This is a genomic window from Manganibacter manganicus (assembly GCF_002075885.1).
In the GTDB taxonomy this organism is placed as follows: Bacteria; Pseudomonadota; Alphaproteobacteria; order Rhizobiales; family Rhizobiaceae; genus Mesorhizobium; species Mesorhizobium manganicum.
In genome coordinates, this window is record NZ_MDET01000005.1 from 95,413 (window position 1) to 119,077 (window position 23,665).

22 protein-coding genes are annotated in these 23,665 nt (G+C 61.5%); 15 read left to right on the forward strand and 7 right to left on the reverse strand.

Features of this window, described 5'->3' with window-relative positions:
* The first annotated feature begins 104 nt into the window (after window positions 1-104).
* From rpiA to gor, 3 genes are all read left to right on the forward strand, one after another.
* The gene (rpiA, locus tag BFN67_RS04860) at window positions 105-824 is read left to right on the forward strand and encodes a ribose-5-phosphate isomerase RpiA (protein ID WP_080918517.1); all 720 of its coding nucleotides are present in this window, start codon (window positions 105-107) and stop codon (window positions 822-824) included.
* Complete coding sequence (locus tag BFN67_RS04865) at window positions 821-1,399, forward strand: DUF2059 domain-containing protein (RefSeq protein ID WP_080918518.1); 579 nt, start codon at window positions 821-823, stop codon at window positions 1,397-1,399. Before rpiA ends, BFN67_RS04865 begins: the two co-directional genes overlap by 4 nt.
* Before the next feature lie 117 nt (window positions 1,400-1,516).
* On the forward strand, window positions 1,517-2,908 hold the full coding sequence (gor, locus tag BFN67_RS04870) for a glutathione-disulfide reductase (RefSeq protein ID WP_080918519.1): 1,392 nt from the start codon (window positions 1,517-1,519) through the stop codon (window positions 2,906-2,908).
* Between the two features lie 36 nt (window positions 2,909-2,944).
* Here the strand turns inward: gor and mgtE are convergent, their stop codons facing one another.
* Together mgtE and BFN67_RS04880 are read right to left on the reverse strand one after the other, a co-directional pair.
* On the reverse strand, window positions 2,945-4,309 hold the full coding sequence (mgtE, locus tag BFN67_RS04875; protein WP_080918520.1) for a magnesium transporter: 1,365 nt from the start codon (window positions 4,307-4,309) through the stop codon (window positions 2,945-2,947).
* A gap of 280 nt (window positions 4,310-4,589) precedes the next feature.
* Entirely contained in the window at window positions 4,590-6,368 is a 1,779-nt protein-coding gene (locus tag BFN67_RS04880; protein WP_080918521.1) for a chloride channel protein, read from the reverse strand.
* A gap of 142 nt (window positions 6,369-6,510) precedes the next feature.
* On the opposite strand from BFN67_RS04880, the gene BFN67_RS04885 reads away from it, so the two are divergent.
* The gene (locus tag BFN67_RS04885; protein ID WP_080918522.1) at window positions 6,511-6,948 is read left to right on the forward strand and encodes a MarR family winged helix-turn-helix transcriptional regulator; all 438 of its coding nucleotides are present in this window, start codon (window positions 6,511-6,513) and stop codon (window positions 6,946-6,948) included.
* Between the two features lie 3 nt (window positions 6,949-6,951).
* On the opposite strand, the gene BFN67_RS04890 is transcribed toward BFN67_RS04885, so the two are convergent.
* Complete coding sequence (locus tag BFN67_RS04890; protein WP_080918523.1) at window positions 6,952-8,841, reverse strand: ABC transporter ATP-binding protein/permease; 1,890 nt, start codon at window positions 8,839-8,841, stop codon at window positions 6,952-6,954.
* Between the two features lie 499 nt (window positions 8,842-9,340).
* Between BFN67_RS04890 and serS the strand changes: the two genes are divergently transcribed.
* The 4 genes from serS (at window position 9,341) to BFN67_RS04910 (ending at window position 13,550) form a co-directional block, all read left to right on the forward strand.
* Window positions 9,341-10,663 carry a serine--tRNA ligase gene (gene serS / locus BFN67_RS04895; RefSeq protein WP_080918564.1) on the forward strand — a complete coding sequence of 441 codons (1,323 nt, stop codon included), beginning with the start codon at window positions 9,341-9,343 and terminating at the stop codon, window positions 10,661-10,663.
* Window positions 10,663-11,421: a 5'/3'-nucleotidase SurE gene (surE, locus tag BFN67_RS04900; RefSeq protein ID WP_080918524.1), complete on the forward strand. Its 759-nt coding sequence runs from the start codon at window positions 10,663-10,665 to the stop codon at window positions 11,419-11,421. The genes serS and surE overlap by 1 nt, the downstream gene beginning before the upstream one ends.
* Complete coding sequence (locus tag BFN67_RS04905) at window positions 11,418-12,074, forward strand: protein-L-isoaspartate(D-aspartate) O-methyltransferase (protein WP_080918525.1); 657 nt, start codon at window positions 11,418-11,420, stop codon at window positions 12,072-12,074. The genes surE and BFN67_RS04905 overlap by 4 nt, the downstream gene beginning before the upstream one ends.
* A gap of 135 nt (window positions 12,075-12,209) precedes the next feature.
* Window positions 12,210-13,550 (forward strand): peptidoglycan DD-metalloendopeptidase family protein, encoded by a 1,341-nt coding sequence (locus BFN67_RS04910; protein WP_425349742.1) that lies wholly within the window; start codon window positions 12,210-12,212, stop codon window positions 13,548-13,550.
* A gap of 72 nt (window positions 13,551-13,622) precedes the next feature.
* Here the strand turns inward: BFN67_RS04910 and BFN67_RS04915 are convergent, their stop codons facing one another.
* Complete coding sequence (locus BFN67_RS04915) at window positions 13,623-14,498, reverse strand: ATP-binding protein (protein ID WP_080918527.1); 876 nt, start codon at window positions 14,496-14,498, stop codon at window positions 13,623-13,625.
* 230 nt (window positions 14,499-14,728) lie between these two features.
* Here BFN67_RS04915 and yajC point away from each other — a divergent pair, with 230 nt between their 5' ends.
* The 4 genes from yajC to BFN67_RS04935 are packed head-to-tail and all read left to right on the forward strand — an operon-like array spanning window position 14,729 to window position 18,954.
* Window positions 14,729-15,070 carry a preprotein translocase subunit YajC gene (yajC, locus tag BFN67_RS04920; RefSeq protein WP_080918528.1) on the forward strand — a complete coding sequence of 114 codons (342 nt, stop codon included), beginning with the start codon at window positions 14,729-14,731 and terminating at the stop codon, window positions 15,068-15,070.
* Window positions 15,071-15,119: 49 nt separating this feature from the next.
* On the forward strand, window positions 15,120-17,675 hold the full coding sequence (gene secDF, locus BFN67_RS04925; RefSeq protein WP_080918529.1) for a protein translocase subunit SecDF: 2,556 nt from the start codon (window positions 15,120-15,122) through the stop codon (window positions 17,673-17,675).
* Window positions 17,676-18,071 (forward strand): Mth938-like domain-containing protein, encoded by a 396-nt coding sequence (locus tag BFN67_RS04930; RefSeq protein ID WP_080918530.1) that lies wholly within the window; start codon window positions 17,676-17,678, stop codon window positions 18,069-18,071.
* Between the two features lie 40 nt (window positions 18,072-18,111).
* On the forward strand, window positions 18,112-18,954 hold the full coding sequence (locus tag BFN67_RS04935) for a phytoene/squalene synthase family protein (RefSeq protein ID WP_080918531.1): 843 nt from the start codon (window positions 18,112-18,114) through the stop codon (window positions 18,952-18,954).
* A gap of 11 nt (window positions 18,955-18,965) precedes the next feature.
* On the opposite strand, the gene trmFO is transcribed toward BFN67_RS04935, so the two are convergent.
* The 3 genes from trmFO to BFN67_RS04955 all read right to left on the reverse strand — a co-directional run bounded on the left by trmFO (window position 18,966) and on the right by BFN67_RS04955 (window position 21,055).
* Window positions 18,966-20,372, reverse strand: coding sequence for a methylenetetrahydrofolate--tRNA-(uracil(54)-C(5))-methyltransferase (FADH(2)-oxidizing) TrmFO (gene trmFO, locus BFN67_RS04940; RefSeq protein ID WP_080918532.1), 1,407 nt, complete (start codon window positions 20,370-20,372; stop codon window positions 18,966-18,968).
* 354 nt (window positions 20,373-20,726) lie between these two features.
* Window positions 20,727-20,867 carry a DUF1127 domain-containing protein gene (locus BFN67_RS04950; protein ID WP_080918534.1) on the reverse strand — a complete coding sequence of 47 codons (141 nt, stop codon included), beginning with the start codon at window positions 20,865-20,867 and terminating at the stop codon, window positions 20,727-20,729.
* Between the two features lie 47 nt (window positions 20,868-20,914).
* A complete protein-coding gene (locus tag BFN67_RS04955) occupies window positions 20,915-21,055 on the reverse strand; it encodes a DUF1127 domain-containing protein (protein ID WP_080918535.1) in 141 nt (46 codons plus the stop codon).
* A 237-nt stretch (window positions 21,056-21,292) separates the two neighbouring features.
* Between BFN67_RS04955 and BFN67_RS04960 the strand changes: the two genes are divergently transcribed.
* The 3 genes from BFN67_RS04960 to BFN67_RS04970 all read left to right on the forward strand — a co-directional run bounded on the left by BFN67_RS04960 (window position 21,293) and on the right by BFN67_RS04970 (window position 23,582).
* Window positions 21,293-22,405, forward strand: coding sequence for a DUF2157 domain-containing protein (locus BFN67_RS04960; RefSeq protein ID WP_080918536.1), 1,113 nt, complete (start codon window positions 21,293-21,295; stop codon window positions 22,403-22,405).
* A complete protein-coding gene (locus BFN67_RS04965) occupies window positions 22,405-22,986 on the forward strand; it encodes a GDYXXLXY domain-containing protein (RefSeq protein ID WP_080918537.1) in 582 nt (193 codons plus the stop codon). The genes BFN67_RS04960 and BFN67_RS04965 overlap by 1 nt, the downstream gene beginning before the upstream one ends.
* Before the next feature lie 83 nt (window positions 22,987-23,069).
* Window positions 23,070-23,582 (forward strand): DUF2380 domain-containing protein, encoded by a 513-nt coding sequence (locus BFN67_RS04970; RefSeq protein ID WP_158083472.1) that lies wholly within the window; start codon window positions 23,070-23,072, stop codon window positions 23,580-23,582.
* The last annotated feature ends 83 nt before the right edge of the window (window positions 23,583-23,665 follow it).

Sequence of the window (23,665 nt, forward strand, 5' to 3'; positions counted from 1 at the left end):
GAGGGCGCAAGATGACGCCGGTTCGCAGTGGAACCTCCCTTTGACCGAACGGCCAAAAAAAGCTACGAGCCGGCCACCACCATCGGCGCAGCGGACTTTCTTTCATGGATGCCAGGCAATTGAAGATCGATGCGGCCCGCGTGGCGCTTGGCCATGTCGCGGACGGCATGCGGCTGGGCATCGGCACCGGTTCGACGGCGGAAGAATTCGTGCGCCTGCTCGCCGAAAAGGTCGCCGGCGGGCTCGACGTCCTTGGCGTGCCGACCTCGGAGCGCACCGCGGCCCTTTGCCGGGAACTCGGCGTGCCGCTTTCCACTTTGGAGGAAACGCCCGAACTCGACCTCACCATCGACGGCGCCGATGAGATCGATCCGGCCCTGACCTTGATCAAGGGCGGCGGCGGCGCATTGCTGCGCGAAAAAATCGTTGCCGCAGCCTCGAAGCGCATGCTTGTCATCGCCGACAGATCGAAGCTGGTGGACACGCTTGGACGATTTCCGCTGCCGATCGAGGTCAACCGCTTCGGCCTGCGCGCGACGGAGATAGCGGTTGCTGAAGCGGCGAAGCGGCTCGGCCTGTCCGGCCCGCTGACTTTGCGGATGACGGGCGACCAGCCATTTGTTACAGACGGCGGTCATTTTATCCTGGATGCATCTTTTGGCCTCATTCCGGATACAAGAGCGCTTTCAGATGCTCTGCACGCCATCCCCGGCGTGGTCGAGCATGGTCTTTTCATCGGGCTGACGTCAGCGGCGGTCATCGCCGGCGGCGACGGCGTCGAAACAATTCTAGCCGCCGGTAATCAGGAGTTTGATCGATCATGATGTTGCATAATCGGATTCGCCGTTTTTCCGTCGTTCTGGCGGCCTCTGCCATCGTCGCCTTTTCCGCGCCGGCGTTTTCGCAGGATATCAGCGATTCGCACCTGCAGGCCGCACGCGATGCCATAGAAGCGATCCACGCCACGGATTCTTTCGACGGCATTCTGCCGCAGGCGGCGAGCGCGTTGCAATCGCAACTCATCCAGAAGAACCCAAACCTGCAGCAGCTTATCATCGAGACGGTTTCGGAAAAGGCACTTGCGCTGGCATCCCGCCGCGCCGATCTCGAGAAAGAGGCCGCGAACGCATATGCCAAGGTCTTCTCTGAAGATGAACTCAAGAGCATCGCTGCCTTTTATTCATCGGAGGCCGGCAAGAAATTGCTGAAGGATGGGCCTCTCGTCAGCCGCGAATTGGTCAAGGCAGCCAATATCTGGCAGAACGGCATTGCCCGCGACCTCGCCCAACAGGTTGGCGAAACGCTCGCGGCTACGGAAGCCAAGGTTCCCGCCACGGATGCGGCGCCTGCCGGTGATGCGCCGGCCAATGACGCGGCGCCTGCCGATGGGGCGAATTGACGGTAAGATCGTCATATCGGTTTGCATTTCTGAAAAGCCCGGTATTGACGACCGGGCTTTCCTTTTTGCGGCCCGCGTCATAGCTGTGTCGGGTATCTGCGATAAGGGAGCTGCAGCATGGCCGCATATGACTATGATCTTTTCGTCATCGGTGGCGGCTCGGGCGGCGTTCGCGCGGCGCGTGTGGCGGCGGCGCTCGGCAAGCGGGTCGGCATCGCCGAGGAATACCGCTTCGGCGGCACCTGCGTTATTCGCGGCTGCGTGCCCAAGAAGCTGTTCGTCTACGCCTCGCAATTCCCCGAGCATTTCGAGGATGCCGCCGGCTATGGCTGGACAGTGCCGGAAGCCACGTTCGACTGGAAGAAGCTGATCGCCAACAAGGACCGCGAGATCGCGCGGCTCGAAGCCATCTACAAGAAGAATGTCGAGGGCGCCGGCGCTGAAGCCTTCCAGAGCCGCGCCAGGCTGCTTGATCGCCACACGGTCCGGCTGGAGGCCGATGGCCGCACGATAAGCGCGGACCAGATCCTGATCGCAACCGGCGGGCGACCGGCGGCTCACCCGGCCTTGCCGGGGAATGAATTGTGCATCACCTCCAACGAGGCGTTCCATCTTGCCGAACTTCCCAAGGCGATCGCCATAGAAGGCGGTGGTTACATTGCGGTCGAGTTCGCCAATATCTTCCACGGGCTCGGCGTGGACACCACGCTTGTCTATCGCGGCACGGAGATTCTTGGCCGCTTCGACATGGATATACGCAAGGCGCTGCACGAGACGATGGAAAAGAAGGGCATCAGCATCTTGTGCCGTAGCCTGGTGGAGAGCGTGTCGCGACGGCCTGACGGCCGCCTCGACGTGGCCGTGGGTGACGGCCGGACGCTGAGCGTCGATCAGATGATGCTGGCCATAGGGCGCGTCCCCAACACCGAGTCCCTGGGCCTTGAGGCCGCAGGCGTCGAGACCACACAACAGGGCGCGATTACCGTGGACGCTTATTCGCGCAGCAGCGTCGACAATATCTGGGCGGTGGGCGACGTGACCGATCGTGTGCAGTTGACGCCGGTGGCGATTCACGAGGCGATGTGCTTCGTCGAGACGGCCTTCAAGGGCAACCCGACGAGACCGGACCATGAGATCATCGCCACGGCTGTCTTCTCGCAACCGGAGATCGGCACGGTCGGCCTTTCCGAGGACGAGGCGGCGAAGCGTTTCGAGGCGCTTGAAATCTACCGGGCTTCATTCCGGCCGATGCGCCATACCCTGTCGGGCCGCGAGGAGAAGATGCTGTTGAAGCTTGTCGTGGACGGTGCGAGTCGCAAGGTTCTGGGAGCGCACATTCTGGGGCCGGATGCCGGCGAGATGGCGCAGCTTCTGGGCATTCCGCTCAAGGCCGGCCTGACCAAGGATGATTTCGACCGCACAATGGCGGTTCACCCGACGGCGGCCGAGGAACTCGTCACCATGTACAAGCCGAGCTATCTGGTGCGGAACGGCGAGCGGGTCGATTGATCCGCTCCGCCTCGATTGTGGCGGGAATTGCCGTGTCTACAGCAAGGTTCCGCGCAGGATGACAAGCGCGACCGAAAAATAGATGACGAGGCCGGTCACGTCGACCAATGTCGCGACGAACGGCGCGGACGCGCTGGCTGGATCGAAGCCTATGCGTTTCAGGATGAAAGGCAGCATGGAGCCGGTCAATGATCCGAAGGTGACAATGCCGATCAGCGCCATCCCGACCGTCGCCGCGATCAATTCCCAGTGCGGGCCGTAATCGTAGAAGCCGGCATATTGCCACAAGGTGATGCGCGCCACCCCGACCAGGCCCAGCATCGCACCCAGCACGATGCCGGCCGGCAGTTCACGGACCGCCACGCGCCACCAGTCGCCGAGCGAGATTTCGCGCAGCGCCAGAGCCCGGATGACCAGCGAAGTCGCCTGAGAGCCTGAATTGCCGCCGGAACTCATAATGAGAGGGATGAAGAGGGTCAGCACGATCGCGCTTTCCAACTCATGCTCGTAACCCTGCATGGCGCTGGCCGTCAGCATCTCGCCGAGGAACAGGGCACAGAGCCAGCCGCCGCGCTTGCCGATCATCGAGAAGAAGCCCATCTTCATATAGGGCTCGTCCAGCGCCTCCATGCCGCCGAAACGATGCACGTCTTCCGTCGTTTCCTCGATCATCGTGTCGAGAATGTCGTCCACGGTAACAAGCCCGATAATCCTGTCGTTCTCGACCACGGGGACGGCAAGGAGGTCATATTTGCGGATAAGTTGCGCCACCTGCTCGACGTCCATCAGCGGCGGAACGGTGACGGGCGCCTTGTCGGGCGTCACAGCCATGATCTGCGCGTCCGGCGCGCTGGCGATAAGCCGCCGCAGCCCGAAAGCCCGCAGCAATGTGCGGCTTTGCGGGTCGATGACATAGATCGCGTAGATCGTCTCGCGGGTCCTCTCCACTTCGCGGATATGGTCGAGCGTGCGTGCGACCGTCCAATCCGGCGGCACGCTGACATATTCGGTGGTCATGATCGAGCCGGCACTGCCTTCCGGATAGCCGAGAATGGCCAGGATCGTGTGGCGCAGCGCCGGCGTGATCGCGTGCAGCAGATCGGTGCGCGCCGGTTCGGACAATTCGCGCACGACATCGGCGGCACGGTCCACCGACATGGCGGCGAGCAGCCTGCCTGCCTTGTCGCGCGGCAGCGATTCGATCAATTCGGGAGCGTCGTCGAGTTCCGGCTGGTCGAATATCTCGACGGCACGCTCGAACGGCAGTTCGGCAAGCAGTTCCGAAGCCAGTTCGCGCGGCTCCCGGTTCAGGGCCTCGACGATATCGGCGACGTGATCGTTTGCGAGAATGCGGGCGATGGCGACAGCATCGCCGCCCGCGATGGGCGAAACTTCGTTCATGGCTCACTCCTTGCCGTCGGCCGGATGTGAGCCCAAGGTCACGTCAGGCAGACGGCTTTTGCATTCGACTTTGACCGTCGCCAGGCATGGCGGGTTGACCTTTCCGCTCGCGAGTTGAAATTGAAATCTGCAAGCGCGCGCAACATAGGCGCCTGCCCATCGGAGTCAATGTCGACGAAGACCGTGGGTCGGCGAAGACGGTGGGTCGATGAGGGCTGTGGCGACGAGAGCCAGGCAATTGTGAGCGCAAGCCGATCCTGCAAGCAGGCCGTTCGCGCTACTATTGCTGCCGACTGCCCCGGAAGCGGAAGAAGCGCGCCCGATCCTGATCCTCGGAGCGCGTCCTGGTGCGCACACGCATGATGTCTTTCCAGCCGATATAGCCAATCAGACGGTTGTCGTCGCGCGAGACGACAGGAAGATGCGAGACATTGGCCGTCTGCAACTTGTCGGCCAGCGATTCGAGGTATTCATCCGGATAGGCGAGCGTGTTCCTGGCGCCGGCCAGCAGTTCCCCCAGCGTCGTGTTGCGATGCACGCCGGAGCGGCGCCAGCGCAGGATGCCGGGAGGGTCGATGATGCCGAGTACATGACCTTGCGCGTTCACCACCGGGAAGCTTGGATGGCGCGTCTCGGGCGACGTCAGATGCGCGGCCGCGCCATGCAATGTCATGGTTTCCGGAACCGTTTCGACATTCGTGGTCATCACCTGGCTTACGCGCGTCAGCGCGAAGGGATCGACGCGGTATTCGCGGGTCAGATGCAGGCCGCGCCTCGCGATCTTCTCGGTCAGGATCGAGCGCTTCATCAACAGCACGGTCACGACATGGGCGGCCGAACAGGCGGTGATCAGAGGGACCAGGACATGCGTGTTGCCGGTGAGTTCGACGGCAAAGAAGGTCGCCGTCAGCGGCGCGCGCATGGTGCCGCCCATCGTTGCGGCCATGGCAAGCAGGGCCCAGAAGCCGGGACTGGCCTCGGGCAGGAAACCGGCGACGGCGATGCCCATCGCGCCGCCGATGATGAGCAGCGGTGCGAGCACGCCGCCGGAGGTGCCCGAACCCAGTGCGACCGACCAGATAATCGCCTTGACCACCAGCAGCAGGATTGCCACCTTGGTAACGACATTGCCTTCCAGCATATGCGCGATGTTGTCGTAACCGACGCCCAACGCGTTCGGCTCGATCAGGCCGCCGATGCCGACGACGACGCCGCCGATCGCGGGCCACCACATCCAGTGGATCGGCAATTTCAGGAAAGCGTCCTCACAGGCATAGACGATCTGTGTCAAAAGCCCTGAAAGCAGCCCGCCGGCTATGCCGATGAGGATCCAGCCGCCAAGCCCGGCGAAAGACGATTCCATGCCGCCATGGAAAGCGAAGAGGGGGGAGGGCAGGTGAAGCGCCGTGCGCTCGACCTCGGCGATGATCGACGCCACCGCGACGGGGATGAAGGAGCGCGGTGTCCATTCGAACAGGAGCAGTTCGACTGCGAGCATGATCGCGGCAATCGGCGTGCCGAACACCGTTGTCATGCCGGCGGCGGCACCTGCGACCAGCAGCGTCTTGCGCTCCGAATCCGTGACGGGAAGTGCCTGTGCGATCAGCGAGCCGATGGCGCCGCCGGTCATGATGATCGGGCCTTCGGCGCCGAACGGGCCACCGGTGCCGATCGATATTGCGGAGGACAACGGCTTCAGGATCGCCACCTTCACGTCCAGCCGCGAGCGGCCCAGCATGATGGCTTCCAAAGCTTCGGGGATGCCATGGCCGCGGATCTTGTCGCTGCCGTAGCGCGCCATCAGGCCGATGATGAGGGCGCCGATAACCGGAACGAACATCGCCAGCCAGCCGAGCGGCGTGTCGCCAAGGCTCAGGTCAGCCAGGGTGAAGCGGCCGAAATAGGCGACATTCGTGGTCAGCTTGATGAGATCCATCAGGATGACGCCGGCGCCAAGCGCGATGGTCCCGACCACCACCGCTATGGCGGCGATGACGAGAACGCGTGCGTCGGTCGTAAAGTCGCCCAGGTGGCGCTGGTCGGCGTGAACAGATTTCATCGGTGTCTTCTTCTTCCGGAAAGGGGCGGCCGTGGCTATGGTGCCGGCAAGGCGGATAAACGCCTGTTGCGCGCTCTCTATCGTATCACGATATAATTATTCAAGAGGGCAAAGTGCCGTTGCTTGCGAAATCGGAGGGTCGATGAGCGATAAACCACCACCGAGGGGACGTTCCGAGATCACGCGTGCCGATTACCAGGCCCTGTCCGATTTCCGTTATCTGCTGCGCTGCTTTCTTGAATTCAGCCAGACAGCGGCCCGCGGCGTTGGGCTCACGCCACGCCAGCATCAGGCGCTTTTGGCCATCAAAGGCTTCCCGGACGACAGTCTGGTGACGATCGGCGATCTCGCCGAGCGGTTGCGTATCCGCCATCACAGTGCCGTCGAACTGGTGGATCGGCTGTGCGAAGCCGGTCTCGTCATGCGACGGCAGGACGAAAACGACCAGCGGCGCGTCGTGCTGATGCTGACGGATCAGGCGAACGATCATCTGGCAGAGTTGTCGATGGCGCATCTCGATGAGCTTTCGCGTATCGAGCCGATGCTCTCGCGCATCCTCGCACGCCGAAAAGTCTCGTAATGACTATTTCTGCCGTTGCCGGAGACGCAGCCGCAGCCAACCTTCCTCGACCGGCCGTGCCTGCGGCTGGTTGAGAATGGTCGTGATCTCGGCGGGCAGGGGGGGCGCAAGCGGCTTCTTGGTCGCCACCCCGTCGGCAATGGTCAGGACGCTGTGATAAAATTCCTCGCCGGCTGCCGTTTTTGGCGGCGTCGCCTCATGCATGACGCTGATCACGGTCACGCCGGGGCAATTGTCCTGGATCGCCTGATGGAAGGCGATCTTGCCTTCCGGGTCCAGAGCGCCGGTCGCTTCATCGAGAAACAGCAGACCCGGCTGCTGCAAGAGGATGCGGGCGACGACCAGCTTCTGTTTCTGGCCGCCGGAAAGCACCTGATCCCAACTCTTGCCTTCGCGGCTCGTCTCGTTGAGGGCTTCGATGAAGTCGCCGAGCCCCGCCTTGTGCAACGCCGAGGCCACGCGCGGATCGGAGTAGCCCGCGGACTCTTCGGGCAGGCAGACGAGTTCCTTGAGCGACACTTGCGGCAGCTTGACTTCCTGGGCGGCATAGAAGGTGCGAACGCCTTCCGGAAAGACGATCGTGCCGCGCCCATAGGGCCACAGCCCGTTCACGGCCTTGATCAGCGATGTCTTGCCGGAACCTGATTCACCCTTGAGGAACGTCCATTCGCCACGCCGGAAGCGGAGCCTTTCCGCGCGCACGAACGGTTCGGTATCGTGGCCCTGATGGTTAAGTTCCAGATTCTGGATGGTCAGGCCGAAGACCTGATTCTGGCTGCTGTAGTGGAACTCGGAACGACCGGTTTCGCGGTAGAAGTCGGCCGGCCGCTGGACGCTCTCGATGGCTTCGGCAAGGTCCATCACGCGCTTGCTGTTGGCCCTCAGCGTGGCGATCGCGGGCATGACGTGGATGAACCACGAACATTGGCTGATCAGCGAATTGACCAGTTCGGCGCCGGTAATATAGGCGCGCAGGTCTATGCGGCTGTGAATGAAAGGCAGGAGGCCGGGACCATAGGCGACGATACGGGCGCCGATGAAGTTGTAAACCCGCTCGAAGGACGCATAACCGGCATTGACGACGTTGAGCCGCGACCAGGTGCGGTCGATGTCGACATAGAGGCGGCCATGCATGTCTTTCTGGACATTTTCGCCGCGCGAGGCCGCGATATGGAAGCTGCGCCGCAGGAATGTGGTCAATTCGCCGCGATAACTGCCTTCCGCCTTCTGCATATTGATGGAAATGCGCTCCAGCAGCCCACCGAGTTTGACGGCGATGAAGGTGTTCACCGGGACGTAGAGCGCGACCGCCGCCAAGGCGAGGACGGCGCTGCCATAACGGCCGAAGAATTCCAGCCCGCTGACCTGTGTGGACATTTCCAGCAGTTTCTGGCCGACGAAAAACAGCGAACTGGCCACCGCCATGACGCCCATGGCAAGGCCGATGGCGCCGCCGGCCATGCCCTTGATGGATTCCTGTATGCGCTGGTCGATATTGTCGGGCGCTTCGCTGCCGCCGGCATGCTGGGCATGAAAATGCGTGTGATTGCCGTCGAGCAGGGCTTCATTGAAGCGGCTGTCGAGCCAGCCGCGCCATTTCCGGTGCAGGGTGGCCGAGACGAAGGTGCGCGAACCGGTGATGCCGACATCCTTGAATATGACGAGGGCAACCAGCGTGCCTGCGTTGAAAAGCAGCGAGGACAGCGGATCAGCGTTGGCCGCATCGTGATAATACGCGATCGAATTGATGAGCGCGCCGGAGGCTTCCGCGAACCAGACGCCGGCCTTGCTGGAAAGCGCCGTGAGGAAGGCGACCACCAGGGTCAGCGCCCACGCCTCCTTCCACCGGTCCGAGAACCAGTAGGCCCGCATCAGGCCCCAGAAGTTGCGCATTGATGAAACCGGCGTCAGGCGCTGCTGTTTCTCGCCGCGGCGAAACCAGCGCTGGAGTCCCTTTCGTCCCGGTCTGTCGGCTCGAATCACTGTTCTGCCCAAACCCATCTAGTTTTGTTACGAATGGTAACACCAATTGATCATTTTCTCTTAATTTTCTGGTTAACGCTTTGGATGTACGGCGCATGCGTTGCCCGTTTGCAACAATTGAAGCTGCTTCGGGTAGATTGACTACCTGAAGGATTATTATTTCAGGACAATGACTTATCTCGATATTTCGTGTGTTCGGCGAGATTGCCGTTGCAAAGCGCCCAGGGTCGCCCGTCCTGTCGATCGGCTACGTATTAATTCTTGCGGCACGATGATGGCGCGGTTTGTTCCGTTGCGTCTGATTCGCCAGGCTGAAAAATGAAGCGGGTTTTGGCCGCTGCGATGAGGCTTGCATCGTTCATGGATGCGGTTTACGCCCTGCGGATATTTCGTTCAGGAACTACCGAACATGCTTGATATCCGATGGATTCGCGAGAACCCCGAGGCTCTTGCCGATGCGTTGGTCAAACGCTCGTGGTCCGAGACGGATGCCGAGGCAATGGTCGCCGAGTTGATCGCCGACGATGAAGCGCGCCGCGCCCATGTCAGCGAGTTGCAGGCCAGGCAGGAGCGCCGCAATGCCGCCTCCAAGGAGATCGGCAAGGCGATGGCTGCCAGGGATGCCGCGCTTGCCGAGCGTCTGAAGGCTGAGGTTTCGGAGATCAAGAGCTTTATCCAGAACGGCGAGGCGCGCGAGCGCGAGCTGGACAAGGCGCTGGAAGACGCGCTAGCGGTTTTGCCCAATGTGCCGCTGGAGGATGTGCCGTTCGGAAAGGACGAGAGCGACAATGTCGAGGTCCGCCGCTTCGGCGAGGAATTGATCGCCAAACGCCAGCCGCGCATGGGCAACAAGCCGAAGGAGCACTTCGAGATCGGCGAGCAACTCGGGATGATGGATTTCGAGCGCGCGGCAAAGCTTTCCGGCTCGCGCTTTACCGTGCTCAGCGGCCAACTCGCCCGGCTTGAGCGCGCGCTGGGCCAGTTCATGCTCGACACGCATACGGGCGAGCATGGCTACACCGAGGTGCAGCCGCCGCTGCTGGTGCGCGACGAGGCGCTTTACGGCACCGGGCAATTGCCGAAATTCGAGGAAGATCTTTTTTTTACACCGCATGGGGAGAGCAGGCTTGGCCTCATCCCCACGGCCGAGGTCCCGCTGACCAACCTGGTGCGCGAGGAGATTCTGCCGCACGAAAAGCTGCCGCTGCGCATGACCGCGCTGACGCCCTGCTTCCGCTCGGAAGCGGGCTCGGCCGGGCGCGACACGCGCGGCATGCTGCGCCAGCACCAGTTCTATAAGGTGGAACTTGTTTCGATCACCGATCAGGAAAGCTCGCTGGCCGAACATGAGCGCATGACGGAATGCGCCGAGACGATTCTGAAGAAGCTCGAACTGCCGTTCCGCACAGTGGTGCTGTGCACCGGCGACATGGGCTTTGGCGCGCGCAAGACCTATGACATAGAAGTGTGGCTGCCGGGGCAGAATGCCTATCGCGAGATTTCGTCCTGCTCCGTCTGCGGTGATTTCCAGGCGCGGCGCATGAACACCCGCTACAAGGATAAGGACGGCAAGGGCAACCAGTTCGTCCATACACTCAACGGGTCCGGCACAGCGGTGGGACGGGCTCTCATCGCGGTCATGGAAAATTACCAGAACGCGGATGGCAGCGTAACCATTCCTGAAGCCCTGCGGCCTTACATGGGCGGACTTGAGAAAATAGAACGACAATAATGCGTATTCTTTTGACGAATGACGACGGCATTCACGCCGAAGGGCTTTCCTCGCTCGAAAAGATTGCCCGGCAATTGTCGGACGATGTTTGGGTGGTCGCGCCGGAGATGGATCAATCCGGCTATGCTCATTCGCTGTCTATCTCCGAACCGCTGCGCCTGCGCAAGATCGACGCCAGGCATTTTGCCGTGCGTGGCACGCCGACCGATTGCGTCATCATGGGCGTGCGCAAGATTTTGCCCGCCATGCCCGATCTTATCCTGTCGGGCGTCAATTCCGGCGCCAATGTCGCCGACGACGTGACGTATTCGGGTACGGTTGCCGGCGCCATGGAAGGCGCCTTGCTCGGCGTGCCCTCATTCGCCATCAGCCAGGCCTACAGCTATATCGACGAAGATCGATACGTTCCTTATGGAACGACGGAGGCACTAGCGCCGGCACTTTTGAAGAAGCTGCTGGCGCGTCCGCTGCCCGAAGGTGTCCTGATCAACGTCAATTTTCCAAACTGCGCACCTGAGGAAGTCGCCGGCACGGTCGTCGCGTCGCAGGGCAAGCTGGCCTACAGCGTGTCGGTGGACGAACGCCGCGACGGGCGGGGCCTGCCATATTACTGGCTGCGCTTCTCGCGTGAACCGGCCGATGGGCGGACAGGCACCGACCTGCATGCCCTGCGCAACCGGCAGGTTTCGGTGACGCCGCTCAAGCTGGATTTCACCGCGCACGAACTGCGCGATCAACTCGCCAAGGCGCTTGCATGAATTCGCTCTCTGCTGACGATCGCGAAGGGTTTGCGGCTTTCCTGCTGCGGTTGCGCGGCAAGGGCACGGTCTCGAAAGCACTGATCGCGGCGATCGAGGCAACGCCGCGACGCAGCTTCATCTCCGGTCATTTTCACGATCTGGCATGGTCGGAGCGGACGCTGCCGATCGAATGCGGCGAGACCATCGAAGGCGCCGATTTGCAGGCCGCGGTCATCGCCGCCCTTGCCATCGAGCCGACCAGCCGCGTCCTGGAAATCGGAACGGGGTCCGGCTATACGGCCGCCGTCATGTCGCGGCTTGCCGCGCGGGTTGTCACCATCGACCGCTACAAGACGTTGACCGAGCAGGCGCGGCAGCGTTTCGATGCGCTCGGTATTTCAAATGCGATTGCGCGGCAGGCGGACGGCGCGACGGGGCTAGCAGGCGAGGGACCCTTCGACCGCATCGTCGCCTGGGTGGCGTTCGATTCGCTGCCGCGTTTCCTTCTGGAGCAATTGTCGAGCGGTGGTTCTGTCGTGGCGCCCATAGGGCCGGAAGAGGGCGAGCAAATCGTGGCCAAGCTTACCAAGGTCGGCAGCCGCTTCGAACGCGAGGATATCGGCGTGGTTCGTTTCCAGCCGCCGGTCGCCGGTGTCGCGTCGGTCATCTAGCTTCCGCGTTTAAAGCCAGGTTTTTAAGAAAAATCGTCTCGGATTCTAACGGCTTAACCGACCGGTAACATTAACGCGCTTTAATCATACCCGATGTGTACCGGGTCTGTGCGGGTTAGTGCGATGCAGTTCAATATGTTGAAAGCAAACAGACGAAATCTGACGCGCAGTTGCGCCATACTGGTTATCGCCGGCGCCGCGGCAGGTTGCAGTTCCCAGGCGAGCCGCTTCACGGATGGCCTGGATGGAATAACGACCAGTTCCACCGCCAATCAAAACACGATCATCAATGGGGCATCGCAGCAGCCTTATCCGGCGGTCGGGTCTTCCACTGCCGTCAATACCGGAAATTATGGCGGAACTTATAATAATGGCTCGGTTGCGCGTTCGAGTCTTGAGCCGGTGACGGCGCAGGCGCTTCCGCCGCCAACCGAGCCGCAGCCCCGTTCGGCTCCGGTAGCGCCGCAGGTGGCGTCGAATACGACCCGGCAGGCTACGTCCAGCCAACTTGGCGAGCCGCCGCAGACGCTCAACGACAAGGCGCGTGAAATAAAAAGCGGTGCGCAAAAGGTCGCGGATATGCCTGACGCCGCCCTTCCGGCCGATCGGGTTCCCACGCCGGCTCATGCGCCAACCAAGCAGGTTGCCGTGTTGCCGCAGCAGCCGAAGGTCAAGGACGGCAAATCGTCCGTAGCTTCGACCAGCGATCCATTTATCAAGTCGGGCAGCGGCGCAGCACAAACGGTGGCTGCCGCCCGTGGGGCTGGTTCGTCCGGCGCCTATACCGTCCAGAGTGGCGATACGCTTTCTGCCATATCGCGCCGTACGGGTGTCAGCGTTGCCGCCTTGAAGCAGGCCAACGGCATGCAGGATGGATTGATCCGAATTGGCCAGACGTTGAAAATCCCCACCTCTGGCGAGACGACAGCAGTGGCGAGCGCGGAACCGGCTGTTGTCAAGAAGCCGGCGCCGGTCGATCCGGTCAAGACCGCATCGACGCCGAAGCCGGCCGATTCGACGCCGACCGAGAAACTGGCTTCCTATACGCCGCCGAAGCAGGACAAGCTTGTGAAGGCGGAAGACAAGAATGTCGACGTTCCCGATTCGACCGGCATCGGCAAGATGCGCTGGCCGGTACGCGGCCGCGTCATCAAGGCGTTCGGCACTGCAGGGGCTGACGGCATCAATATTTCGGTGCCGAACGGCACGCCGGTCAAGGCCGCCGAGAACGGTGTCGTCATCTATGCCGGCGACGGGCTCAAGGAATTCGGCAATACCGTGCTGGTGCGGCACGAAAGCGGGCTGGTCACCGTTTATGGCTATGCCAGCGAGTTGGACGTCAAGCGCGGCCAGACAGTCAAGCGCGGCCAGCAGATTGCCCTGTCGGGCATGAGCGGCGATGCGGATTCGCCGATGCTGCATTTCGAAGTGCGCAAGAATTCCGCACCGGTCAATCCGAACACCTATCTCGAATAGACGGGCAGGGTAACAAACAACCCATTTAATGTTCTGTTTGCGGCCCACTCGGACCGAGCGGGCCGTTTGCTGTCAATCGATCAGGGTCTTGCCCAATCTTCCGGCCAGATCCTGCGTGAACTGCCATGCGACGCGGCCGGAGCGGCTGCCGCGCGTGGTGGCCCATTCGAGCGCCTCGGCGCGCAAAAGCTCGGGGTCGATTTCCAGGCCATGATGGCGGACATAGCCGTCGATCATGTCCAGATATTCATCCTGGGAGCATTTGTGGAAACCGAGCCAGAGGCCGAAGCGATCCGATAGCGATACCTTTTCCTCCACCGCCTCGGACGGATTGATGGCCGTGGAACGCTCATTATCGATCATGTCGCGCGGCAGAAGGTGCCGGCGATTGGATGTCGCGTAGAAGATCACGTTCTGCGGCCGCCCCTCGACACCACCCTCAAGGGCAGCCTTGAGCGATTTGTACGATGTGTCGTCATGGTCGAAGGAAAGGTCGTCGCAAAACAGGATGAAGCGGTGAGGCGCCTGCTTGAGCAGCGTCATCAGTTTCGGCAGCGTATCGATATCCTCCCTGTGAATCTCGATCAGCTTCAGCCGCGCTTCCGGTGCGGTTCCGGCATTGATGGCGGCATGCGAAGCCTTGACCAGCGACGATTTGCCCATGCCGCGCGCGCCCCACAGCAGAACATTGTTGGCCGCGAAGCCCGCGGCAAAACGTTCGGTGTTGTCCACGAGAATGTCCCGGACCCGGTCGACGCCGCGTATCAGGCCGATTTCCACCCGGTTGACCTTTCGCACAGGCTCGGGCGTGCCGGTCTCTGCCTGCCATACGAAACAGTCGGCGGCGTTGAAATCCGGCGGCGGCGGGCTTGAAGGCGCCAGACGTTCGATGGCCGCGATCAGGCGGTCGAGCTTTTCCGACAACACTTCAATATTTTCCTGCGCCATGATCGTCCTGCGAGCGAGAGCCGTAAACCTGTCCCGGCATAGTACCGTACGGTACGGTTCTGTCACGGAACGGCGATTTTGGCAAGCAGTCTCGTTGCGAGGGGATTCTCTTGGCGGTATAGGTGGCGATAAGACGCTGAACGGTTGCAATAACGGGTTTTGCGACTATATTCCGGCGGAATTTTCCGGGCCGTTTTGCGGCTTTCCCTCTACGGTTTCAGGAGTTTCAAATGTTCGTCACACCGGCATACGCTCAAGGTGCAGCCGCTGCTACACCGGATATGCTGATCAGCATCTTGCCGTTTGTGCTGATCTTCGTGGTCATGTATTTTCTCATCATCCGCCCGCAGCGCACGCAGATGAAGAGGCGCGGAGAAATGCTGGCGGCGGTCCGTCGCGGCGATACGGTCGTGACCGGCGGCGGCTTCGTCGGCAAGGTGACCAAGGTGATCGACGACAACGAACTCGAGGTCGATCTTGGCGGCGGAATGAAAGTGACGGCGCTGCGCTCGACCATTTCCGACGTTCGCGTCAAGGGCGAACCGGTGGCGAACCAGAACGCCAAGAAGTAACAGCATAGGGCGCGCCCGCCGCGCCCCTTCGCCCGAACGGACATTCGACATGCTCTATTTTTCGCGCTGGAAGACCATCGGCATTTGGGCTGTGGTGCTGTTGGCGGTTATTTTCGCCGCGCCCAATCTCGTCTCCCAGGCGACGCTTGCGAAACTGCCCGATTGGCTGCCCAAAAAGCAGATGACGCTCGGCCTCGATTTGCAGGGCGGCTCGCACATCCTGCTTCAGGTCGACGCCAACGATATCATCAAGGATCGGATGCAATCGACCCGAGATGAGATCCGTACCCAGTTGCGCGACGCCAAGATCGGCTATACCGGGCTGTCGGGCAGCGGCAAGATGGTGCAGGTGCGCATCCGCGATGCAAGCCAGGTCGATGCTGCAAAGGCAGCGCTGAAACCCCTGACGGAACCGATTGCCGCCGGCCTCATGAGCGGCGGTTCGGTGACGGAACTTGAGTTGGCCGAACCGGAGCCCGGCCTGTTGCGCTTCACCATGTCGGATGCCGGCCTGCGCTACCGCATGTCGGCGGCGGTTTCACAATCGATCGAGGTGATTGGCCGACGCGTCAACGAGCTTGGCACGACCGAGCCGATCGTGCAGCGTCAGGGTGAGGACCGCGTTCTCGTTCAGGTGCCGGGTCTCCAGGACCCGCAGCGTCTGAAGGACATTCTCGGACAGACCGCCAAGCTGACCTTCCAGATGGTCGATCAGTCCATGCCGGTGCAAGAGGCTCTCAACGGACGGCCGCCAGCCGGCGATACGATCATGTATTCCAAGGACGATCCGCCGGTTCCTTACCTGATCGAGAACCGGGTGATCGTATCCGGCGAGAATCTCGTCGATGCGCAGGCGACCTTCGATCAGCGCACCAACGAGCCGGTGGTTTCGTTCCGCTTCGATTCCAAGGGTGCGTCGCGCTTCGGCCAGGCAACGCAACAGAATGTCGGCAAATTGTTTGCCATCATCCTCGACGACAAGGTGATCTCGGCGCCGCAGATTCGCGAACCGATCCTCGGCGGCACCGGCCAGATATCAGGAAATTTCACCGCGCAGAGCGCCAATGACCTTGCCGTGCTTTTGCGAGCGGGCGCATTGCCCGCCACGCTGACGGTGGTCGAGGAGCGTACGGTCGGTCCCGGTCTCGGCCAGGATTCGATCCAGGCGGGCAAGATGTCGGCGCTTGTCGGTTCCGTGCTCGTTGTCGTCTTCATGGTGGCGGCATACGGATTCCTGGGTTGGATCGCGAATCTGGCTTTGTTGGCAAATCTCGCGATGATCGTCGCGGTCCTCACCTTGCTGGGGGCGACGCTGACCCTTCCCGGCATTGCCGGTATCGTGCTGACGGTCGGTATGGCGGTCGATTCCAACGTGCTGATCTATGAGCGTATCCGCGAGGAGCGACGAAACGGGCGATCCTTGATCCAGGCCATCGATACCGGTTTTGCCAAGGCACTGGCGACGATCCTCGACTCCAATATCACCACGCTGATCGCGGCCGTGGTCCTGTTCTTCCTCGGATCGGGCCCCGTTCGCGGTTTTGCCGTGACGCTGGCTATCGGCATCATCACCACCGTCTTCACCGCGTTCACGCTGACCCGCTGGCTGGTCGCCGAATGGCTGCGCCGCAGACACCCCAAGGAACTTCCGAGAGGGTATGTGCGCATCGTGCCGGAAGTCACACATATCCGCTTCATGCGGGTACGCTTGCAGGTTTTCGTCGTTTCGATCTGCCTGTGCATTGCCTCGATCGGCCTGCTTTTCACACAAGGCCTGAATTTCGGTATCGACTTCACCGGCGGCACGCTCATCGAGGTGCGCGCCAAGTCCGGTGATGCCGATGTCGGCGATATCCGCAAGCGGCTGAATGCCGCCGGCATCAACGAGGTGCAGGTCCAGGGCTTCGGCAATGCAACCGACGCGTTGATCCGTATCGGTACGGCTTCTGAAAAGGGCGAGGAAGCCGGCAATGTGATCGTCAAGAATGCGCAGGACACGCTGGCCTCGGATTACCAGATCCGCCGCACCGAGCGTGTCGGCCCGACGGTATCCGGCGAACTCGCCTGGGCGGCGATCATCGGCGTGCTTGCGGCAATGGGCGCGATTCTCGTCTATGTCTGGATTCGTTTCGAATGGCAGTTCGCCATCGGCTCCATTCTGGCGACGATCAACGACATTATCCTTACGCTCGGCTTCCTTGTCGTTACCCAACTCCAGTTCGATCTTTCCACCGTTGCGGCCATCCTGACCATCGTCGGTTATTCGCTCAACGATACGGTCGTCATCTATGACCGCGTTCGCGAGAATCTGCGACGATTCAAGAAGATGCCGCTCGGCCAGTTGCTCGATCTGTCGGACAACGAGATGCTGTCGAGAACGACGATGACATCGGTAACGACTTTCCTGGCCCTCCTTGCCTTGTTCGCGCTGGGTGGCGAGGTCATTCGCTCCTTCGTCGCGTCGATGCTTTTCGGCGTCTTCATCGGTACGTTCTCGTCCATCTTCATCGCTGCGCCGATCCTGATCGTGTTCCATCTGCGTCCCACGACACAGAAGGAAATGGCCGAGGCCGAGCACGCGACAGCTCAACTGCCGGCCAAGTAGGTGAAGAGCGGGCCTGGCATCATCATTCGCGAGGCGCACTTTCCCGGACGTGCGCCGATCGAGGCCTATGGCAATGGCGGGTTTCGCTTTGCCGATATGTCGCACCGCGGATCGCTGCTTTGCCTGCCATCCGGCATTTATGGCTGGGAACCGCAGGATAAGCAGGCGCTCGCCGCTGGCGACTTCGGAAAGCTGTTCGCCGAGATGGACGCGGTCGAGATTCTGCTTGTCGGCACCGGCGTCGATTTGAGACCTGTGCCGGCGGCTCTCAGAAGCCGGCTGAAGGAAGCGGGTATCGCCTGCGAACCGATGGCGACGGGTTCCGCCGTGCGGACCTACAACGTGCTTCTGGCCGACCAGCGGGCTGTCGCGGCCGCCCTGGTCGCCGTCGATTGACCGGGGCGCCATTCCGGTACGAAGTGGCGCAATGTCTGCAATGACCTCATTTGACCGGCACGTCATGGAAGCGGTGCGTACCGCCGATCATGACCGCTATCTTTGCGCGCTCTATGCACCGCAGGACAAGCGCGCCGCATTATTCGCGCTCTATGCCTTCAATGCCGAGATTGCCGCCATACGCGATCGCATCCATGAACCGTTGCCGGGTGAGATGCGCCTGCAATGGTGGCGCGACACGATAGAATCCGACGATGACGAGGCCGGGGCGGGGCAGCCTACAGCCGTGGCGCTGAAAGCGGCCATTTCCGGCTACAAGCTGCCGAAAGCGGCATTCGGCAATATGCTCGATGCGCGCGTCTTCGATCTGTATGACGACCCGATGCCATCGCGCAACGACCTTGAAGGCTATTGCGGCGAGACGGCTTCTGCTCTCATCCAGCTTGCCGGTCTGGTGCTGGACCCGGCTGCCGCGCCGGACTTCGCCGAATTGGCGGGAAGGGCCGGCTGCGCGCAGGCGATCACCGGCCTGATGCTGCTTTTGCCGCGTCATAAGGCGCGCGGGCAGTGTTTTGTGCCGGCCGATATTCTTGCGGCGATCGGTTCTTCACGGGACGAATTCCTGCGAGGCGGCGATAGCGCTGCCAGCCGGCGCGCGGTCGAAGCGATGCTGGCGCTGGCGCGGGAGCATCTTGCCGCCTTCGAGAAAGGGGCAACTGCGCTGCCGGCATCGCTGCGTCCGGCATTCTTGCCGCTGGCGCTGTCATCGGCTTATCTGGGCAGGATGGAAAAGGGGATGTCGCCGTTGCGCGGCGCAGTCCGCATTCCGGCATGGCAGCGCCATTGGCTGCTTTATCGCCGGGCGGCGCGCGGGTGGAACTGAAACACTCGCCTTTATTCCGCGGCCTTCGCGTCTGATGCCGGCAAGCCCAACCATTGCCGGAAATCGGCCAGCGCACGCGCCGTCATCGCCTTTTTCTTGGCGACGGCCTTTTCCTTGCCGCGCAGGCGCTTGCCGTTCAGCTTTTGCGCCTCGATCGGCGGAAACAGGCCGAAATTGACATTCATCGGCTGGAACGACCGTTTTCCGGGTTCGTCGGCGGAGACGATATGGCCGCCGGTGATATGGCCGAGCAGGGCGCCGAAAGCGGTTGTTTCGGGCGGGAGCGCTAGCGGTGTCCCGTGCCGCGCGGCAGCGGCGAAGCGGCCTGCGAGCAGGCCCATGGCGGCGCTTTCGACATAGCCTTCGCAGCCGGTGATCTGGCCGGCAAACCGCAGGCCCTGCCGGCTCTTCAGTTGCAGCGAACCGTCGAGCAGCGTGGGCGAATTGAGATAGGTGTTGCGATGCAGGCCGCCGAGGCGTGCAAAGTCGGCGTTTTGAAGGCCGGGAATGGTGCGGAATATCTCGACCTGCGCGGCATATTTCAGTTTCGTCTGGAAGCCGACCATGTTGTAGAGCGTGCCAAGCGCATTATCCTGGCGCAACTGCACCACCGCATAGGGTTTTACCGCCGGGTCATGCTCATTGGTCAGGCCCATCGGTTTCATCGGGCCGTGGCGCAGCGTTTCCGGCCCCCGTTCGGCCATAACTTCAATGGGCAGGCAGCCATCGAAATAGGGCGTGCCTTCCCACTCCTTGAATTCGGTCTTCTCGCCATCAACAAGAGCCTGAACGAAGGCGTCGTATTGCGCCCTGTCGAGAGGACAGTTGATATAGTCCTTACCATTGCCGCCGGGGCCGACCTTGTCATAGCGCGACTGGAACCAGGCGACGTTCATGTCGATCGTGTCGAAATGCACGATCGGGGCGATGGCGTCGAAGAAGGCAAGCGCATCCGAGCCTGTCGCCTGCGCAATCGCCGCTGCCAGCGATGGCGCTGTCAGCGGGCCGGTGGCAATGATGACCTGATCCCAGTCGGCGGGTGGCAGGCCAGTGATTTCTTCACGCATGATAGTGATGAGTGGGTGCGCTTGCAGCTTCGCGGTGACAGCTTGAGAGAAGCCGTCGCGATCCACAGCCAGGGCGCTGCCGGCCGGCACCTGATGGTCGTCACCACAGGCCATGACGAGGGAGTTGGCCAGGCGCATTTCGGCGTGGAGAAGGCCGACGGCATTGGTCTCGGCATCGTCCGAGCGAAAGGAATTGGAGCAGACGAGTTCGGCCAGCCCTTCGGTCTTGTGGGCATCGGTGCCGCGCACCGGCCGCATTTCGTGAAGGACGACCGGCACACCGGCCTGCGCTGCCTGCCACGCGGCTTCCGAACCGGCGAGGCCGCCGCCTACGATATGGATAGGATTCATGGCGCCCAGATAGTCTTGTCGCGGTGCGATTGCAATTGCTGCCTGACCCTAGCAGGGTGCGACCTGCGCAAAAAAACAACACCCGCCGGGGGAGGAGGTCCGGCGGGTGTCGTTTTGCTGATCGACCCCAGGGAGGAGGAGGGGGCCGATCTATTCGCCATTGCCGGGGAGGAGGTCGGCTCTGGCGAAATTCCACTCGCCTTTTTGAAAAGGGACGAGACCTTGGAGTTTACAACGCCCGCCGGGGGAGGAGGTCCGACGGGCGCCGTTTCGGTGGCCAACCTCTGGGAGGAGGTAAAGGCTGGCCTTGTCCGTCAGGGCCGGGGAGGAGGTCGGCGCTGACGAAACCGGTCTTCAGATCGCGCGGCGGGCGACCTGTCTGATCTCATGGCGGCTGATGCCGAGGTCATCGAGCTGGCGGTTGGAAAGTCGGCCCAACTCGTTCACCGTGTCGCGATAAACGCGCCAGTTGCGGTAGCTGCGGATCAGGTTCATTTTCTTCGTTTCTTTCGAAAGGGTTCGGGCCGTCACCGGCCCGAAGGTCAGATCGACTTGCGGGCGACGTAGGAGATGTCGCCGCGGCTGATGCCGAGATCGTTTAGTTCGCGGGTGCTCAGGCGGCTCAGCTCGTTCACGGTTTCCCGGTAGCGGCGCCAGTTGCGATAGTTGCGGATCAGGTTCATGGTCGTGCTCGTTTCGTCTTGCTTGCGTTCACTTCATCTGCGTACGACACCCAGATAGGAGCAGTCATATCGATTTAAAAGTGCCCATGTCGCATGGCAGCAATGCAAATTGTGCAATGCAACATTCCGCCACATTCACGGCCTTGCCGCAATGTCGCTGAACTTCTTAAAATGACTGCAAACCAGCACTTTATGTTCGGCGGCTGGTAATACGAGTAAAATGATAGGGAAGGGTCAATGGGGAGCTATTCGACGCGAGTCGGGCGGGATATCCGGCGATGGGCCGATAGGGGCCTGATCGACGCTGCGACAGCCGATGCATTATCCAGGGACGTTGCTGCCAATGAGCGTCATCCGCTGAATTTCGGCTCGATCCTGGCGATGCTGGCGGCTGTCCTGTTCGGAGCGGCAATATTGCTGTTCGTCGCCGCCAATTGGGAAACCATTCCGCGCATCGTTCGTGTCGGCTTGCTGTTTGCCATTATTTTCGCGGGATATGTCGGCGGCGCGGTGCTGAAAGTCCGCGTCCATCCGGCCCTGGGTGAAGCACTCTGGGTGGTGGCGACGGCCGCATTCGGCGGTGCAATCGCGCTGATCGGCCAGATGTATCATCTTGCGGGCGACGAATCCTCGGCACTTTTGACCTGGTGCGGCGGAACCGTGCTCGCCGCCATTCTTCTGCGCTCGAATGCGCTGACGGTAATCGCGGTCGCCATAGCGGATGCCTGGTTCGTAATTGCCGTATTCGGCAGGTTCGATCTGTTTCGCGGCCTTGAGTTGCCGCATCCCTACGTGCTGATCGCGATCGGTCTGTTCATTGTCTCTTATTGGACACGCAGCCAGCCGGCGCGGCACCTGATCGTGCTTTCGCTGATCTTCTACGTGCTGCTTCTGACCATCGACGACGACAGGCCGGACCTTGCGATTTTGCTCTCCGTCGTGTCGGCGGCGGCTTTTGCTGTCGCGGTGTTTGCGGGGCCGACGGCAGAGGTGGTCGTCCGCCTCGGCGGGCGATTGTCGTTGCATGCGCTGGCCGGGTTCCTGGCCGGGATGTTCGCAATCCAGTTCTACAGGCTGGATCATGGCAATTTCGCCCTTGCTGCCGCACTGACCCTTGCGGGCATTGTGGCGGCGCTCGTACTTGTCGGTCGTCAAAGCCGGGCGGTGCGATGGCTGGCCTATCTCGGCTTTGCTTTCGAGCTTTGCCTGATCTACGCGGTGACGATGCAATCCATGCTCGGAACGGCCGGCTTCTTCCTGGCGGCGGCTATCATCCTGGCCGTCCTGGCCCTGGCGATAGCGCGGATTGAAAAGCGCATGAAGGCGCCAGCGATACAGGGAGCGGCGTGATGACGCGTGGTGCAAGATTGATCCTTGCCGCGACGGCTGTCGCTCTTTTGCAGGTCGGCTTTCTTGGCTGGATCATAGCGGGTCGCGCGGCAATTCTGCGCAATGGCACGGAGGTTCTGCTTCAGGTCAAACCCATCGATCCGCGTGATCTTCTGCGCGGCGACTATGTTGCGCTGGGTTACGACATTTCGGACCTGCCGGTCAGCCTGATTGCCAATCTCGCGGCTGGATCGACCTATATTGGCGAGGGACCAGTCACGGTGCGGCTCAAAAAGAGCGATGCCGGGTACTGGCACGCGGTCTCGGCCTGGCTTGGCAAGGCGCCGCATGCCGCACCGGATGGCGAGGCCGATATTGCCGGCAATGTCCTGGGTGGCTCAAATACAGAGCCGGGCTCGACAGTGCGGGTCGATTACGGGATCGGCCGCTTCTATGTGCCGGAAGGCGAGGGGCTGGCGATCCAGAACGATATCCGTGTTCGGCCGTTCGGCATCCGCGTCGCGCTGGCGCAAGACGGCCGCGCGCAGATCAAGGCGCTGGTCGATGGCGACAGGACGCTGTTTGAGGAGCCGCTCTATTAGAATCCGCTCGAGAATGCCGCTGCTGGACTGTAGCGAGGCCCCTTGCTACCGTCGGTGCGGGCACTCCCTTGATGGAGGACACAATGGCGCGTCCGGCGGTATCCATTCTCTGGGCAGCATTGGCGATCATGACGGGCCTTGGAACCGGGAACAGTTTCGCCAAGGATGGTCATTCGACTGTAATCGCCGTTGCCCATTTCTATTTCGTCGACACTTCCGGTGAGGCTGAAGACCAGAAGGTTCGGCATGAAAAGCAACTTCGCCTGTTCGACACCGAGTTGCAGAAAACGCTGTCGGCGGACGAGCGTTTGGAACTGATCGCATTGCCATGCGGCTCGGATCGCTGCTCGCTGGATGATCCCGGCATCGATCGACTTGCGAGCCAGGCAAGGACGGCGAATGCGAGATATCTTCTCGCAGGCGGAATTCACAAGATGAGCACGCTGGTCGGATGGGCCAAATTCATCGTCTATGATCTGGAAAATAGCGGACGGATTTGTGATCGTCTGTTGACCTATCGCGGGGATACCGCGGAGGCGTGGCGGCGGGCGGCCGAGTTTGGCGCGAAGAATGTCATCAGGGCTTGTTTTCACTGACAACTTGGCCGTGGTGGTGTTCAAGGCGCTTTGCGAGGTTTGCATCCAGAACGAAAACCCCGGCCGGTGCCGGGGTTTCTGTA

What these genes read in the sequence shown, in the direction of transcription:
- BFN67_RS04905 (WP_080918525.1), top strand. Translation starts at nt 11,418, where the DNA reads ATGAATTCGCTCTCTGCTGACGATCGCGAAGGGTTTGCGGCTTTCCTG.
- BFN67_RS04970 (WP_158083472.1), top strand. Translation starts at nt 23,070, where the DNA reads ATGGCGCGTCCGGCGGTATCCATTCTCTGGGCAGCATTGGCGATCATG.
- BFN67_RS04915 (WP_080918527.1), bottom strand. Translation starts at nt 14,498, where the DNA reads ATGGCGCAGGAAAATATTGAAGTGTTGTCGGAAAAGCTCGACCGCCTG.
- BFN67_RS04960 (WP_080918536.1), top strand. Translation starts at nt 21,293, where the DNA reads ATGGGGAGCTATTCGACGCGAGTCGGGCGGGATATCCGGCGATGGGCC.
- surE (WP_080918524.1), top strand. Translation starts at nt 10,663, where the DNA reads ATGCGTATTCTTTTGACGAATGACGACGGCATTCACGCCGAAGGGCTT.
- trmFO (WP_080918532.1), bottom strand. Translation starts at nt 20,372, where the DNA reads ATGAATCCTATCCATATCGTAGGCGGCGGCCTCGCCGGTTCGGAAGCC.
- BFN67_RS04885 (WP_080918522.1), top strand. Translation starts at nt 6,511, where the DNA reads ATGAGCGATAAACCACCACCGAGGGGACGTTCCGAGATCACGCGTGCC.
- BFN67_RS04935 (WP_080918531.1), top strand. Translation starts at nt 18,112, where the DNA reads ATGACCTCATTTGACCGGCACGTCATGGAAGCGGTGCGTACCGCCGAT.
- BFN67_RS04950 (WP_080918534.1), bottom strand. Translation starts at nt 20,867, where the DNA reads ATGAACCTGATCCGCAGCTACCGCAACTGGCGCGTTTATCGCGACACG.
- BFN67_RS04865 (WP_080918518.1), top strand. Translation starts at nt 821, where the DNA reads ATGATGTTGCATAATCGGATTCGCCGTTTTTCCGTCGTTCTGGCGGCC.
- rpiA (WP_080918517.1), top strand. Translation starts at nt 105, where the DNA reads ATGGATGCCAGGCAATTGAAGATCGATGCGGCCCGCGTGGCGCTTGGC.
- mgtE (WP_080918520.1), bottom strand. Translation starts at nt 4,309, where the DNA reads ATGAACGAAGTTTCGCCCATCGCGGGCGGCGATGCTGTCGCCATCGCC.
- BFN67_RS04890 (WP_080918523.1), bottom strand. Translation starts at nt 8,841, where the DNA reads ATGCGCAACTTCTGGGGCCTGATGCGGGCCTACTGGTTCTCGGACCGG.
- BFN67_RS04955 (WP_080918535.1), bottom strand. Translation starts at nt 21,055, where the DNA reads ATGAACCTGATCCGCAACTATCGCAACTGGCGCCGCTACCGGGAAACC.
- secDF (WP_080918529.1), top strand. Translation starts at nt 15,120, where the DNA reads ATGCTCTATTTTTCGCGCTGGAAGACCATCGGCATTTGGGCTGTGGTG.
- yajC (WP_080918528.1), top strand. Translation starts at nt 14,729, where the DNA reads ATGTTCGTCACACCGGCATACGCTCAAGGTGCAGCCGCTGCTACACCG.
- BFN67_RS04965 (WP_080918537.1), top strand. Translation starts at nt 22,405, where the DNA reads ATGACGCGTGGTGCAAGATTGATCCTTGCCGCGACGGCTGTCGCTCTT.
- serS (WP_080918564.1), top strand. Translation starts at nt 9,341, where the DNA reads ATGCTTGATATCCGATGGATTCGCGAGAACCCCGAGGCTCTTGCCGAT.
- gor (WP_080918519.1), top strand. Translation starts at nt 1,517, where the DNA reads ATGGCCGCATATGACTATGATCTTTTCGTCATCGGTGGCGGCTCGGGC.
- BFN67_RS04910 (WP_425349742.1), top strand. Translation starts at nt 12,210, where the DNA reads ATGTTGAAAGCAAACAGACGAAATCTGACGCGCAGTTGCGCCATACTG.
- BFN67_RS04880 (WP_080918521.1), bottom strand. Translation starts at nt 6,368, where the DNA reads ATGAAATCTGTTCACGCCGACCAGCGCCACCTGGGCGACTTTACGACC.